Source organism: Gordonia alkaliphila, assembly GCF_023017165.1.
In the GTDB taxonomy this organism is placed as follows: Bacteria; Actinomycetota; Actinomycetes; order Mycobacteriales; family Mycobacteriaceae; genus Gordonia; species Gordonia alkaliphila.
Map to the genome: position 1 here is coordinate 1,258,500 of NZ_JALKBW010000001.1, position 13,038 is coordinate 1,271,537.

General features: G+C 66.2%; 10 protein-coding genes and 1 pseudogene. 6 read left to right on the forward strand and 5 right to left on the reverse strand.

What is annotated here, in order from left to right; all coding sequences use genetic code 11:
• Positions 1-116: 116 nt before the first annotated feature.
• On the reverse strand, positions 117-1,961 hold the full coding sequence (locus tag MUG78_RS05575; protein WP_246992961.1) for a YhgE/Pip family protein: 1,845 nt from the start codon (positions 1,959-1,961) through the stop codon (positions 117-119).
• A gap of 248 nt (positions 1,962-2,209) precedes the next feature.
• Here MUG78_RS05575 and MUG78_RS05580 point away from each other — a divergent pair, with 248 nt between their 5' ends.
• The 5 genes from MUG78_RS05580 to MUG78_RS05600 all read left to right on the forward strand — a co-directional run bounded on the left by MUG78_RS05580 (position 2,210) and on the right by MUG78_RS05600 (position 7,420).
• On the forward strand, positions 2,210-3,022 hold the full coding sequence (locus MUG78_RS05580) for a hypothetical protein (RefSeq protein WP_246992963.1): 813 nt from the start codon (positions 2,210-2,212) through the stop codon (positions 3,020-3,022).
• A 7-nt stretch (positions 3,023-3,029) separates the two neighbouring features.
• The gene (gene galT, locus MUG78_RS05585) at positions 3,030-4,178 is read left to right on the forward strand and encodes a galactose-1-phosphate uridylyltransferase (RefSeq protein WP_246992965.1); all 1,149 of its coding nucleotides are present in this window, start codon (positions 3,030-3,032) and stop codon (positions 4,176-4,178) included.
• Positions 4,175-5,356, forward strand: a complete 1,182-nt coding sequence (galK, locus tag MUG78_RS05590) for a galactokinase (protein ID WP_246992968.1) — start codon at positions 4,175-4,177, stop codon at positions 5,354-5,356. Before galT ends, galK begins: the two co-directional genes overlap by 4 nt.
• 63 nt (positions 5,357-5,419) lie before the next feature.
• Positions 5,420-7,015, forward strand: coding sequence for an MFS transporter (locus MUG78_RS05595; protein WP_246992970.1), 1,596 nt, complete (start codon positions 5,420-5,422; stop codon positions 7,013-7,015).
• A gap of 108 nt (positions 7,016-7,123) precedes the next feature.
• On the forward strand, positions 7,124-7,420 hold the full coding sequence (locus MUG78_RS05600; protein ID WP_246992972.1) for a DoxX-related protein: 297 nt from the start codon (positions 7,124-7,126) through the stop codon (positions 7,418-7,420).
• A 58-nt stretch (positions 7,421-7,478) separates the two neighbouring features.
• Here MUG78_RS05600 and MUG78_RS05605 read toward each other — a convergent pair whose 3' ends face one another.
• Both MUG78_RS05605 and MUG78_RS05610 read right to left on the reverse strand, forming a co-directional pair.
• On the reverse strand, positions 7,479-8,384 hold the full coding sequence (locus MUG78_RS05605; protein WP_246992974.1) for an alpha/beta fold hydrolase: 906 nt from the start codon (positions 8,382-8,384) through the stop codon (positions 7,479-7,481).
• A 152-nt stretch (positions 8,385-8,536) separates the two neighbouring features.
• Positions 8,537-8,764 (reverse strand): DUF6188 family protein, encoded by a 228-nt coding sequence (locus MUG78_RS05610; protein WP_246992976.1) that lies wholly within the window; start codon positions 8,762-8,764, stop codon positions 8,537-8,539.
• A 91-nt stretch (positions 8,765-8,855) separates the two neighbouring features.
• On the opposite strand from MUG78_RS05610, the pseudogene MUG78_RS05615 reads away from it, so the two are divergent.
• A pseudogene (locus tag MUG78_RS05615) lies at positions 8,856-9,167 on the forward strand (integrase core domain-containing protein); the annotation flags it as partial.
• Here the strand turns inward: MUG78_RS05615 and MUG78_RS05620 are convergent.
• Together MUG78_RS05620 and MUG78_RS05625 are read right to left on the reverse strand one after the other, a co-directional pair.
• Positions 9,156-12,248: an MMPL/RND family transporter gene (locus MUG78_RS05620; RefSeq protein ID WP_246992978.1), complete on the reverse strand. Its 3,093-nt coding sequence runs from the start codon at positions 12,246-12,248 to the stop codon at positions 9,156-9,158. The pseudogene MUG78_RS05615 and the gene MUG78_RS05620 sit on opposite strands and share 12 nt — an antisense overlap.
• Before the next feature lie 121 nt (positions 12,249-12,369).
• Positions 12,370-12,993: a TetR/AcrR family transcriptional regulator gene (locus tag MUG78_RS05625; protein ID WP_246996862.1), complete on the reverse strand. Its 624-nt coding sequence runs from the start codon at positions 12,991-12,993 to the stop codon at positions 12,370-12,372.
• Between the last annotated feature and the right edge of the window lie 45 nt (positions 12,994-13,038).

Below are 13,038 nucleotides of genomic sequence, written 5' to 3' on the forward strand. Positions count from 1 at the left end.
CCTGCACTTCTCGTCGGGTCAAGGTGAGGCGCGGCGCACTTTCGGCGCCGATGCGAAACTCCCGGCGAGGGGCGGGAAGAACCCACCCCTCGCCGGGAGTCAGTGATCTGCGCGACCTAGTGCGTCGGCGTCAGGATCTCCGTGTCCGCGTCACCGCCGGAGCCCGGGGCAGTGAGCGACTGATAGCGCTTGTTCTGCCACTGGACGATCGCGAAGGTGATGCCCGCGGCCACCACACCGATCACGATGATGCTGACGAAGGCCGGCCAGAACCCGGACACACCGTTGAAGCCGGCGGTGTAACCCTTCTGGATCAGTGTCATCGGCGAGATCCAGTGCAGCCACTGGAACGGCGCCGGAACGGTCTGGTACATCCAGATGCCGCCGTAGGAGAACAGTTGCAACATCATCCACGCCAACGACGTCACCGCACCCACCACGTAGCCGAACAACGTGAACAGCACCGATATCAAGGCGACGTTCATCAAGGTGCCTGCCGCGGTGATCAGGTACACCTGCCAGAGGCTGACCGGATCGGGCGACGGCGACAGCATGAAGAACCAGACGAGCGCGGCGGCCACCCACACGGCCAGCAGGCTGATGGCTCCCACGGCCACGCCGCGGCGGGCGATGTCCCGGACGCTGCGCGGAGCTTCGTTGTCGGTGATGAAGCGATGCCCGCGGAAGCTCATGAACACCACGATCGGGATCAGCATGGTGATGATGATCAGCAGCACCACCATCGCGCCGGGACCGTTGAACTGGGCCTGTGCGACGTGCTTGTATTCCTTGCCGACCGGAGTCGAGATCAGCTTGGCCAGCGAAGTGCGACGATCCTGGTCACCGAAGTCCGGGGCCTGCTCGGCACCGTCGTTCAGGCCGGTGCTGAGCTTGCCCGCACCCTCGTCGAGCTGGCGTGCGCCGTCGGCGAGTTTGGCGACACCGGCGTCGATCTTGACCATGCCGGCGGAGAGTTCGCCTGCGCCGCTGGACAGCTGCGCGCCGCCGTCGACCAGCTTGTTCAGGCCGCCGCGGTACTGAGCGTTCGGGTCGGTGAGCTCGTTGGCCACCTGGCGGCTACCCGCCTGCAGAGCCTTCAGGCCCTCGATGAGCTCGATCACGGTGTCCAACTGCGAGGCGTTCGGCAGTGCGGCCTTGGCCTGCTGCAGCAGCTGCTCCACCTGGGCAAGCGGGATCCGGCCGGTCAGTCGCTCGATACCGTCGGCGATCTGGGTGGCGCCGTCACCGAGTTTGTCGGTGCCCGCCTGCAGGGTGTAGAGGCCCTGCGACAGAGTGCCCGCACCGGTCGCGAGCTTGCCCGCGCCTTCGGTGGCCTGGCCGACGCCCGGCGCCAGCTCGTTTTCGATGCCTTCGCGCAGCGTCGTGGTGCCGTCCGCGAGCTGGGTGGAGCCGTCCGCGGCGGTCCGCAGACCGTCGCCGAGGCTCTGCACGCCGTCGACCAGGGTGCCGACCGTCGTCGCGGCGACGCCCTTGAGGACGGACTGCTGGATCTTCTCCATCGCCGATCCACCGATCGACGACGCCTTCAACGTGTTGTAGTCGTTGAAGGTCACCGAGATCAGCGCCGGAGCTTCGGTGACCGTCGCGATATTCGCGAGGCTCTCACTGAAGTCCTTGGGGATCTGGATCACGAAGTAGTAGTCGCCGGCGCGGAGGCCCTCGTACGCCTTCTGCTCGTCGACCAGCTCGAAGCCGAGCGCGCCGCTCTTGACGAGGTTCTCGGCGACGCCTTGACCGGCGTCCACCCGATCGGCGCCCTCGCCGAAGCCGACATCGCTGTTCACGATGGCGATGGGCATCTCGTCGACCTTCTTGGTCGGGTCCCACAGCGCCCACATGTAGACGGCCGAGATGACAAGCGGAATGGTCACCGCGATGGCGACGATCAAGCGGATCAGCCGCGATCGCTGCATCTTGGGTTTCGGTTGCTCGGTGGTCATGCACTTCTCCGGATCGATGACGTGACACGAACGTCGGTTGGCGCTTCGCAGTCATCGACCGAGGTCGGCGATACGGGCGCGGCCCCGAGATTCAGGACTAACGACGCTCACCTTAGCGTTACTTGGCGGTAACTACCATCTCAGCGGTGATTACGTGTGACTTGGCCCCCCACCGCCATCACCGTAGTGGCGTAGCCTTCACCGCTGGGGAGAAACGCCTAAAACACTCATCAACCTCTGGAGGACCCGTGCTGCACCGCGCGACCACGTGGATCGGCGCCGCCTGTGTCGCGGCCGTAGCGACGACGGGCCTGGCCGCAACAGCCCAGGCAGCACCGCGAGCGGAGCGGGTCGCCACCGTCGTCTCGAAGAACTGCGAGAACCTCGGTGTGACGATCAGCCTGTCGCCGGCTCAGCAGGCCCGGGCACAAGCGTTGCTGCCCAAGGGGTTCCGACTCGCTCCCACGGCGACGCTCCTCGTGGAGTCGTCGCGCTGCGCCAGTGCGACGGTGAACGGAACGAAGATCGGCGCCTTCGCACTGTCGGAGGCGGCGCTGTCGATCGTGCCGCCAACCAAGGCCGAGTCCCGCCAGCTGCCCGACCTGGTGACCGAGAACATGTACATGCTGTCCCAGCTGGACACCAACCGCCTGCTGTCGGACACCAAGGCGGCCGTCGGATACCCGACGGAACTCGCCCCGATCACCCTCGATCGCGGATCGGTCGGCTCGATCCCGCGCGTGATGACGGCCACCGCGGGCGGCCAGCTGGCCCCGACGTCCGCCCGCGCCGACCTCACGCCGTACCTCCTGCCCACCGGTGTCGAGGTGCCCAATCCGGGCGTCGTGTACCAGCTGTGGACCAAGAACAAGGACGGCGAGTTCGTGGTGACCACCAACTCCAACCTGCGGATCGGCACACCCGCGGTGGGCGTCGGCACCGTGACGGTGGCGCCGGACACCCTGCTGCACAAGCTGCTCGGTGCGCGCACCGCCTCCGGGGTCGCGTTCTCCGGTGCCGCGAGCGGATTCGTCAACGACACCTACGTCTTCGCCTCGTAGCGAACCCGTGAGTCCCGACCCGTTGCCCGCGACGACGCTGGGCGCCGGTGTCGTCAAACGGAGCACCCGGCTGTCCGACGGTCGCGAACTGATCTACTACGACGACCCCGGCACTCGCCTCGGGCCCGAGCGGCGTGCCGACGCGCGCCCCGTCGTCGAACGACCGGTCACGGCCGCCATGCGCCGGGACGTGCTGTCCGGCGACTGGATCACCTTCGCCACCGGACGGCAGAACCGCGTCCTGATGCCGAGCTCCGACGCCGACCCCCTCGCGCCGCAGTCGCCGACCAATCCGTCCGAGGTGCCGTCGCACTACGACGTCGCGGTGTTCGAGAATCGGTCGCCGGCGTTCGGTCCCGCGCTGGCCGCGGTCGGTGTCGACGAGCTGCACGACGAGACAGTGCTGGACCGGTCGCGCACCAGCGTGGGCCGGTGCGAGGTGGTGTGCTTCAGTCCCGAGCACACCGGCTCGTTCGGAACGCAGTCGGTGACGCGGGCACGCACGGTGATCGAGGCGTGGGCGGACCGGACCGCCGCGCTGTCCGCACTGCCGGGCGTCGAGCAGGTGTTTCCGTTCGAGAACCGCGGCGAGGCAATCGGCGTGACGCTGCCGCATCCGCACGGCCAGATCTACGCCTACCCGTACGTGACGCCGCGGACGCAGACCCTGCTGCGCAGCATTGCGGCCGACGGGGACGACCTGATGACGCGGGTCCTCGAGTCCGAGCAGGCGGGCGAGCGCGTGGTGCTCCGCGGCGAGCATTGGACGGCGTTCGTCGCGTTCGCGGCGCGTTGGCCGTTGGAAGTGCAGCTGATGCCGCACCGCCACGTGCCCGACTTCACGGCGTTGAACGACGCCGAGCGCGACGAACTCGCTCCCCTCTATCTGCGGCTACTGCGCGGCGTCGACGCCCTGTACGACTCCCCGACCCCGTACATCGCCGCCTGGCATCAGGCGCCGGTCGGCGTCGGGCGCGACGTGGTGCGCATGCGTTTGGAGCTGACGAGTCCGCGACGGGCCGCCGACAAGCTGAAGTTCCTGGCCGGCTCGGAAGCGGCGATGGGCGCGTGGACCGCGGAGATCCTGCCGGAGGTCGCGGCGCAGCGGCTGCGCACGGCGATCGAGTCGGTCCCCGATCCGCGCGAGCTGTCGTGACGGCGCTCGACGCGGCCCGCGCGCTGCTGGTCGAGTTCACCGGCCGCGAGCCCGACGGAATCTGGTCCGCACCCGGCCGGGTGAACCTGATCGGCGAGCACACCGACTACAACGACGGTTTCGTGCTGCCGTTCGCCATCGAGCAGCGCACCTACGCCGCCGTCGTGCGCAACGGCACGGGCGAGCTCCGGGTCCGGTCGACCTTCGCCGACGACCTGGTCGTCGCCCGGGTCGACGACCTCGATGCTCTGTTCCCCACTCCCCCGGGCTCGACGCCGGGTGTCCCGGAATGGTCGGCGTATGTGCTCGGCGTCGCCTGGGCGCTGCGTGCACTGCGCCCCGAGGTCGAGGCCCTCGGTTTGGACATCGCGATCGCCTCGGAGGTCCCCGTCGGTGCCGGGCTCTCCTCGTCGGCCGCGATCGAGGGCGTCGTCGCCGCCGCGCTCAACGACCTGTGGAAGCTGGGGCTCGACGCCGTGGCCCTCGCGCAGGCCGGTCGTCGTGCCGAGAACGACGCCGTCGGCGCCCCCACCGGGGTCATGGACCAGATGGCGTCGATGCTGGGCCGCGCCGACGCGGCGACCTTCCTCGACTGCCGTTCGCTGGAGCACCGCTCGGTGCCGACCGGTTTCGCCGCCGCCGGACTGGAAGTGCTGGTGATCGACACCCGGGTGCAGCATGCGCACTCGACAGGCGGCTACCGCGAACGACATGCGGCCTGCGAACTCGGTGCGCGGTCGCTGGGCGTCGCCTCCCTTCGCGACCTGACCGTCCACGATCTCCCGCGCGCCGCGCAACTGCTGGACGCAGACGTGTTTCGCCGCGTCCGGCACGTGGTCACCGAGAATCAGCGCGTCCTCGACACCGTCGCCGCGCTGACCGAACAGGGCCCGCGCGCGATCGGCGAGCTGCTGACGGCTTCGCACTCATCGATGCGCGACGACTTCGAGATCTCCGTCCCCGAACTCGACACCGCCGTCGACACGGCCCGGGCCGCCGGCGCCCTCGGCGCCCGGATGACCGGCGGCGGCTTCGGCGGCTCCGCGATCGCCCTGGTCTCCCGCGACGACGCCCCCGCCGTCACCGTCTCGGTCCGCGCCCGCTTCGCCGCGGCCGGCTTCCGACCCCCGACGGTCTTCCCGGCGTCCCCGTCGGTCGGTCCCCGCCGCGACTGCTGAGCTGCCGAATCCGTCGCGCGAAGACACCCCCGCGCCCACGATGGTCGGCGTAGCATTTTTCCGATGAAGCGATGGGGCGTCCTCGCCATTCTGTGCGCCGCGCAGTTCATCATGGTCCTCGACACCACGGTGATGAACGTTTCCGTCTCCCAAGTAGTCGCCGACCTCGACACCACGCTCACCCAGCTGCAGCTCGCGATCACCCTGTACACGCTGGTCATGGGATCGTTCATCATGCTCGGCGGGCGTCTGGGCGACACGTTCGGCCGTCGACGCGTGTTCGGCATCGGGCTGCTGGTGTACGGCCTCGGCTCCCTCATCACCGCCTTCAGTCCCAACATCGGCGTTCTGCTGTTCGGCTGGTCGTTCGTCGAAGGCGCGGGCGCCGTCCTGGTGATTCCGGCGATCATCTCGTTGATCGCCGCCAACTACGACGGCAAGGACCGCGCCGTCGCCTACAGCGCGCTCGGCGGTATCGCCGCCGCGGGTGCAGCAGCCGGACCGCTGATCGGCGGCTGGGTCACCGAAGCGCTCACCTGGCGGGTGGTGTTCTTCAGCGAGACCGTCGTCTGCATCGTGATCTTGCTCGGCATCCGCCTGATCGCCGACGACGCGAAGCCCCAGCGCACCGCGATCGACTGGGGCGGCACCGCCCTCTCGGCGCTGGGCTTGGGCTTGATCGTGCTCGGGCTGGTCCAAGCCGGCTCGTGGGGCTTCATCAAGCCGACCGGAGCCTTGGTGATCGCCGGAAAGTCCATCACCCCGTTCGGCTTCTCGGTGGTGCCGTTCATGATCGCGGCCGGAATCCTGATCCTCTACGGCTTCGTCGGCTGGGAGAATCGGGTCATCGCCCGCGGCCGAACACCGCTGATGCATCCGTCGCTGCTGCGGAAACTGCAGTTGCGCAACGGCCTGGTGATGCTGCTCGCGCAGCAATCCATCATCGGCGGCATGTTCTTCGTCATCCCGGTCTATCTGCAGTACGTCCTCCTGAAGAACTCCTTCGAGACCGGTCTGAGCCTGGCTCCCATGTCGATCGCCATGCTGATCGCCGCGTTCAGCAGCCCCCGCTTCGCGACCACGCAGTCTCCGCGGCGGCTGGTGACCATCGGGCTGTTCGGCGTCCTCATCGGTGCGGCGTTGCTGGTCACCACCATCGAACCGACCATGAAGAGCATCGTCTTCGCCATCGGATTGGCGGTCTTCGGCGCCGGCTTCGGCCTGGTGGCCTCCCAATTGGGCAACGTCATCATGTCGTCGATCGGCGAGCGTGAGCGCGGGGAGGCCGGCGGCATGCAGGGCACCGCGCAGAACATCGGCACATCGGTGGGCATCGCGCTGCTCGGCGCCCTTCTGGTGTCCGCGCTCAGCAGCGGTTTCAACAGTGCCGTGCAGGCGGATCCGACGGTGTCGTCGCAGACGAAGACCCAGGTCGCAAAGGCCACGGCCGACGGCGTCGAGATCCTCGCCAAAGACCAGTTGCAGGCGATCGGCACGCAGTATCAGATCCCGGCCGACGAAATGAATACTCTCATCAACAACTATCTGGATGCGCAGATGTCGGCCATCAAGTCCGCCATTCTGTTGGCGATCTTCCTCGCGTGTATCGGTCTGATCATCGCCCGCCGGCTCCCGCGCATTCCCGCCGCACAGCTGTAGAACTCCCGCAGCCCACGTCAAAGCCCGAAGTCTGCGCAGGACCGCGGCCGGTTGTGTAGACATGAATCCAATTGCCGTCTGCGACGGCCGAACGAAGGTGAGATCAACGTGGCTTCCTCCACTTGCGCTGATCAGTGCAGTTCCTCGAATCTGCTCGCGACGCTCGGCGGGGTCGGCCTCGCCGCCACCGGCCTGGCGCACTTCGCCGCGCCGGACATGTTCCGCGGCCTCACCGAACAGGCGTTTCCGAAGAACACCGATCGTTTCCTCATGATCAACGGCGCCTTCGAGACGGTGGTCGGCGCGTTGATCGCGGTGCCGAAGACACGGAAGGCCGGGCTCATCGGCCTCGGCCTGTACGGCGGACACCTCACCTCGAATCTGGCGTTGGCGCGGCTGCGCTGACCCCCGCCGCATCGGTCCGCCGCGATCCGCGGCGGACCATTCGAACCGGATCGACCCGCTATCCGCCCGGGGTGATCTTCACGTCCGCGGTCTTGGTCCACTTACCCCGAAGGGGCTTGGTGGGACCGAGGAATCCGTCGATGACCGGGCCGAAGACCTCGGCGTTGAGCACCAGGTCGATGTGCCCGCCGTCGTGCGCGTGGAGCGTGGCCCGCGGAAGCAGCATCTTGAGGACGTGCGCATTCGCCATCGGAATGATCGGGTCGTCGGTGCCCGCGATGATCAGCGTCTTCTGCCGGATGGCCGGGAGCGCCGGCAGCGAGGTCCATGCGGCCCCGGCCAGCAACTGGTGCGCGTAGCCCTTGCCCGACCCGGCGTGGAGTGGGCGCATGAACAGTTCGGCGACCGGCTGCCCGCTGTCGCGCACCGACCCGCCGTAGATCTCGCCCGCGATGGACGCACCGTACGACGGATCGCGGAATCGCTTGGGCGTCATCATCTTCGACAGCACCGTCGGCGATCCGGGCACCATGACGGCGCCGGTCCCGGCTCCCACCAGGATCAGGCGTCGGCACCGGCGCGGGTTCTGGAAGGCGAACTGCTGCGCCAGAGATCCGCCCCAGGAGAAGCCGAGGACGTCCACCACGTCGATCTCCAAGCGATCGAGCACGCGGCCGAGCACCCACGCCAGATAGGGGAAGCCGTACGGCAGCAGGGAGGGCGGCGATTCACCGGTGCCGGGCGCATCGAAGCGCACCACCGGCCGCGTCGGATCGAGTTGCTCCACCAGCGGATCGAGGATTTCCAGACTCGCCCCGATTCCGTTGCAGAGGACGAGCGGTATCCCCGCCCCCGGGCGGTAGCGCACGCGGATACGTTGACACCCGACCGACAGGTGGTAGTCGTTCGACTCGGCCGGGGGAGCTGGCTCGCTGATGGGCGCGCGTTCCGGAATCAACGTCATGCCCCAGTATCTCGCCGAACGGGAGCCTCAGGCACAAACACCCCGGATGGACATATGGAACCGACCTTCCGCGTCCGAGCGCTGCCCGGTTCGATCCCGCTGGGGTGTGCAGGCAGAAACACCTCGACCGAATCACCGAACCGTACAAAGCGCTAAGTGAATTCAGCACTCCCGACCACCGTGAAGTCCGGCGGCACCGACACTGACCAGGACTCGAACCCGTCGGCTATCGGTGCCACCTGAAGAACAACCTCGTCGTCGAGTAGAAGCGAGAGGGTGTAGTCGTCCCCATAACCGGCCCCGCGAATAGTCTTCCCAACCAACTGCTGCTCGACGATCCGGACATCCGGATCGCCGTTGCTCGGATCGACAGTCGTCATGAGCCGCCCCCTTCATTCGGTCCGGACGTTCTGTGAGTCGTCGGTTTCCATTTGATGGGTGCACTGCCGAGAGGACGATGTTTCGGGTTGTATTGTCCATTCGGACAGGGGCTCTCAATTCCGGTCGCGGAAGTTCGTGTCCGCGCTCAACCGACACGGCCTGGTTGGGTCCATGGGCAGAGTCGGTGCCGCCGGCGACAACGCAGCGATGGAATCGTTCTTCGCGCTCCTCCAGAAGGACGTCCTGGACCGGCACCGCTGGAGCACCCGCGAGCAGTTGCGGATCGCGATCGTCACCTGGATCGAACGGACCTACCACCGACGCCGTCGTCAGGCCCGCCTCGGCCGGTTGACCCCGATCGAATACGAGACGATCATCAACACAGCCGCCTCAGCGGCATGACACCGAAACTGTCACCTGGTCGTGCAGCAGTCCCCCGGCTTTATGTTTGCTTTGCGGGTGGGGTCGGTGGCGGCGTTGGGTGGGAGGGGTCGTTGGCTTTTGGGGCCACCAGCTTGCGTTGCCGAGGAGTGTGGCGATGGCTGGTACCACGATGGTGCGGACGATGAAGGTGTCGATGAGAAGGCCTACGCCGATGATGAGTCCGACTTGGGTCATGATGCCGATGGAACCGGCGATGAGGCCGAACATGCTGGCGGCGAAGATGAGGCCTGCTGAGGTGATAACTGAGCCGGTGTTGGTGACGGTGCGGAGCACTCCGACTCGGACGTTGTGATGTGATTCTTCGCGCAATCGTGAGACCAGCAGCATGTTGTAGTCGGCGCCGACGGCTACCAGGACGATGAACGCTAATAGGGGCACAGGCCAAGCGATGTCGGTGTGGAGTATGTGCTGAAAGATCAGGACGCCTATGCCCAATGCTGCGGTGTAGTTGAGTACGACGGTGCCGAGTAGGTAGATGGGTGCGACCAGTGAGCGCAGCAGGATGATCAGGATGATGCCGACGATGGCCAGGGTGGCCAGGGCCAGGAGGCGGAAGTCGTTGGTGAGCAGTCGTTGCAGGTCGGCGTTGATAGCGGGGAAGCCGGCGACGGAGACGGTGGAGTCGGTCAGGGTGGTGTTGGGTTTTGCGTCGTTGGCGACGGTGGCGATGGTGCTGGCCAGGCGCATGGCGTCCGCGCTGTAGGGGTCGAAGCTTGTCTGGACGGCGTAGCGCACGGTGTGTCCGTCCGGGGAGATGAATTGGCGCGCAACGTCGGCGAATTGCTGGTCAGCGAAAGCATCTTTGGGTAAGTAGAAGCCGGTGGCCGAGTCCGAGCCGCGGGTTTCGCGCGCGGTGGTCTGTAGTTGGGCGGCGAGCGTGGCCATGCCGGCGAGTTGTTGAAGGTTGCTGTCGACGAGTGCAGATACGCCTTCGGCGAGTGTTCGCGAGCCGGCGGCGAGTTGGGAGACCCCGGTCTGCAGTTGGGCGAGTTTGGTTGGCAGGTCTTGGGCCCCGATGGTTCCCAGCGTGGTCTCGAGGGTGGCGACGGTGGCGTTGAGTTGGTTGGTGACCGCGGTGAGGGGGGTGTCCATCTGCGCGAGCTGGGTGGACAGTGTCGTGATCTGGGTGAAGAACCCGCTGTCGCGGAGTGCGGCGAGATCGCGGGCTTGTTGGCGCAGGGTGCTGCATTGGGGTAGTTGAGTGCACAGCGCTGAGTTATCCAGTAACGGGAGCACTGAGGTGATTGTGGCTATGGCGGCTGATGACTGTTCGGCCAGGGCTGCTAGCTGAGGGGCGTTCTGCGCGGCTTGGTCGAGTTGGGGTGCGGCGGCGGTCAGTGATTGTAGAAGTGGTTGGTATTGACCTATTTCGGCCCCGATGGTGGTGACTTGGTTAAGAATGCCAGCCAGTGGGGTGAGATTGGTGCGGATCTGTATGTCGAGTTGTTCGAGGCCGTCGGCGAGTTGGTCTGCACCAGAACGCAATTGTTCGAGGTCACCTTTGCGGGCTTGGCCCTCACCCACTGAGCCGGCCACCCGATCGCCGATCTGCCCGTTCTGCCAGGAGAGTTGGGCTTGTTCGAGTTTGGCTCCGGTCGGGCGAGTGACACCGACCACACGGGTGACGCCGGGGATCTGCGCAATCCGAGCTGCCATCTGATCAAGGTCGGCAAGTCCGTTGGTTGTTCTCAGATCGGTGGGCGAATCCACGACGACAAATTCCGCGATGGTGATGTCTTGCGGGAAGTGCCGGTTGAGCAGTGCGTAACCTTCGTTGCTGTCGGTGGTTGTGGGTTGACCGTCTCGGTCGTCGTAGGTGATCTGAATGCCCAGCGCGGTGACGCTCAGGATCGTCAATCCGACGAGGCTGACGGCCAGCAACGGCGCCGGGCGGCGTACGACGAGGACCGCGATGCGGTTCCAGTAGCGCCGCGTGAGGTCTTTGCGCGGGGCACCCCACCCCCATCGCGCAGCCCACAGCAGCACTGGCGGCAACAACGTGACGGTGGCGAGGAATCCGATGAGGATCGCCACTGCGCAGGCGGGGCCGAGGGTGGCGAAGACGCTGAGCTGCCCGAAGACCATGGCTAAGAACGCGAGAGCAACAGTGCTTGCCGACGCAAGGATCACCCGTCCGATGGTGGCGGTGGCATCGATGAGAGCGTCGGACGCGGCGGCGCCTTGGCGCAGCCTTTCGTGGTATCTGCTGATCAGAAAGACCGAATAGTCCACACCGGCGCCGAGCAAGATGACGGTCATGAACGCAACGGTGAATTGCGAGACTGGCATGCCCAGTTCGCCTAACGCAGACATGACTCCGCGGGCTACGGCGAGACTGATACCGATGACCAGAAGCGGTAGCAACGCAGTGAACACCGACCGATAGACGATCAGCAAGATTATGGCGATCAGCACGACGGTGGCGATGGTGATGACCACCAGATCCTTTTCAGCGGTGACGATTTGGTCGCTGAAGGTCGCTGTTGGTCCGGTCACGTGGACTGTCGTGCTGGTGCCGGTAAAGACCTCTGCTGCGGTCTCGCGGATCGATTCCACAGCGTGGGCCGCCGTCGGCCCGCCGAGGCTGCCGCTGACCCCGACGGGCAAGTACCAGGCTTTGCCGTCTTCGCTGAGCGCTTGTCGGGCAGTGATCGGGTCGGCGAGCAGGTCGCGTACGGCCTGCACATCATCGCGGTCGGCGCGGAGCCGGACCACGAGGTCGTCATAGCGTTGGCGGGCGGGCTCGGTGAGTCCGGCCGGATCTTCCATTGCCACGAACACCGTGGTCTTCGCGCCCTTTTCGTCGAACGCCTCGCCCATGCGATCGAGCGCCTGAAACGACGGCACGCCCTTAGGAATTGGGTCCACCGATTGCTGGCGCACAACTGTTTCCAACTGGGGAAACAGCACAGCCAACACCACGGCAACAGCCACCCAGACGCCCGCTACCAGCGCTTTGTGCGACAAGACGAAGCGTCCCACCTGCCCCAGCGACCGGCTGTACTCACCGCGACCGGTCGATCGCCGAAGCTTCACCACTGCTCACGCATCCATCGCTGCGTTGGCATCGCACACCCTTCGACAAATGAATCAATCGGTATCACTACGCTACAGCATGTAGCGAAAGGAATGGATTGTTCGGCGACGCGGGACTATCGGATCAGCGGCGGTGGGCGGCGAGAAAGTCGTCGACAAGCTGTTCGCAGTCCGCGCCACTCATCGAGCGAAGGCCGGACAGCCGCGCGAAGACCAGCGGGCCCACGAGCTGGGTGATGGCCACGCCGGGATCGAACTCGTCGAGTTCCTTCTGGGCGGCGGCGCTCTGCAACACCTGATCGAACGGTTCCCGGTACTGCGCGATGACACGAGCGCGCAGCGGCGCGAGGGTGTTCTGCTGCTCCCCGGGCTCCTCCGGCACCATCGCCAGCCACGCCAAGGCGGTCAATTGCAGTGGCGCCTGCTCGATCAACGCAGCCTGAGCACGGACCAACCGCACCAAACTGTCGCGGATTGGTCCGTGCGCGTCAGGGACGTCGGCGTGGGGCAACAATCGTTCGAACGCCGCAGCCAACAAATCGGTGGTGCCGTCGAAATGCCGGTAAAACGTCGTTCGAGCCACTCGCGACATCCGGGAGACCGCCCCGACCGTGACTGCATTAACCCCGCCGGTCTTCAACAGGGCAGATGCCGCATCAACCAACCGGTTGCGTGAACGAACCAAACGCGGGTCTTTGTCATCCATCACGTCCTTGGACCGAGGACCCGCGTCGCGCCTGGCCGCCATCACCGCACCCACACTCCCATCCCCGAGACTGCTCTCGGGCGCGCC

Bases quoted from the DNA above. Each gene is read 5' to 3' on its own strand.
- MUG78_RS05575 (WP_246992961.1), bottom strand. From the start codon at position 1,961: ATGACCACCGAGCAACCGAAACCCAAGATGCAGCGATCGCGGCTGATC.
- MUG78_RS05595 (WP_246992970.1), top strand. From the start codon at position 5,420: ATGAAGCGATGGGGCGTCCTCGCCATTCTGTGCGCCGCGCAGTTCATC.
- MUG78_RS05605 (WP_246992974.1), bottom strand. From the start codon at position 8,384: ATGACGTTGATTCCGGAACGCGCGCCCATCAGCGAGCCAGCTCCCCCG.
- MUG78_RS05610 (WP_246992976.1), bottom strand. From the start codon at position 8,764: ATGACGACTGTCGATCCGAGCAACGGCGATCCGGATGTCCGGATCGTC.
- MUG78_RS05625 (WP_246996862.1), bottom strand. From the start codon at position 12,993: ATGGCGGCCAGGCGCGACGCGGGTCCTCGGTCCAAGGACGTGATGGAT.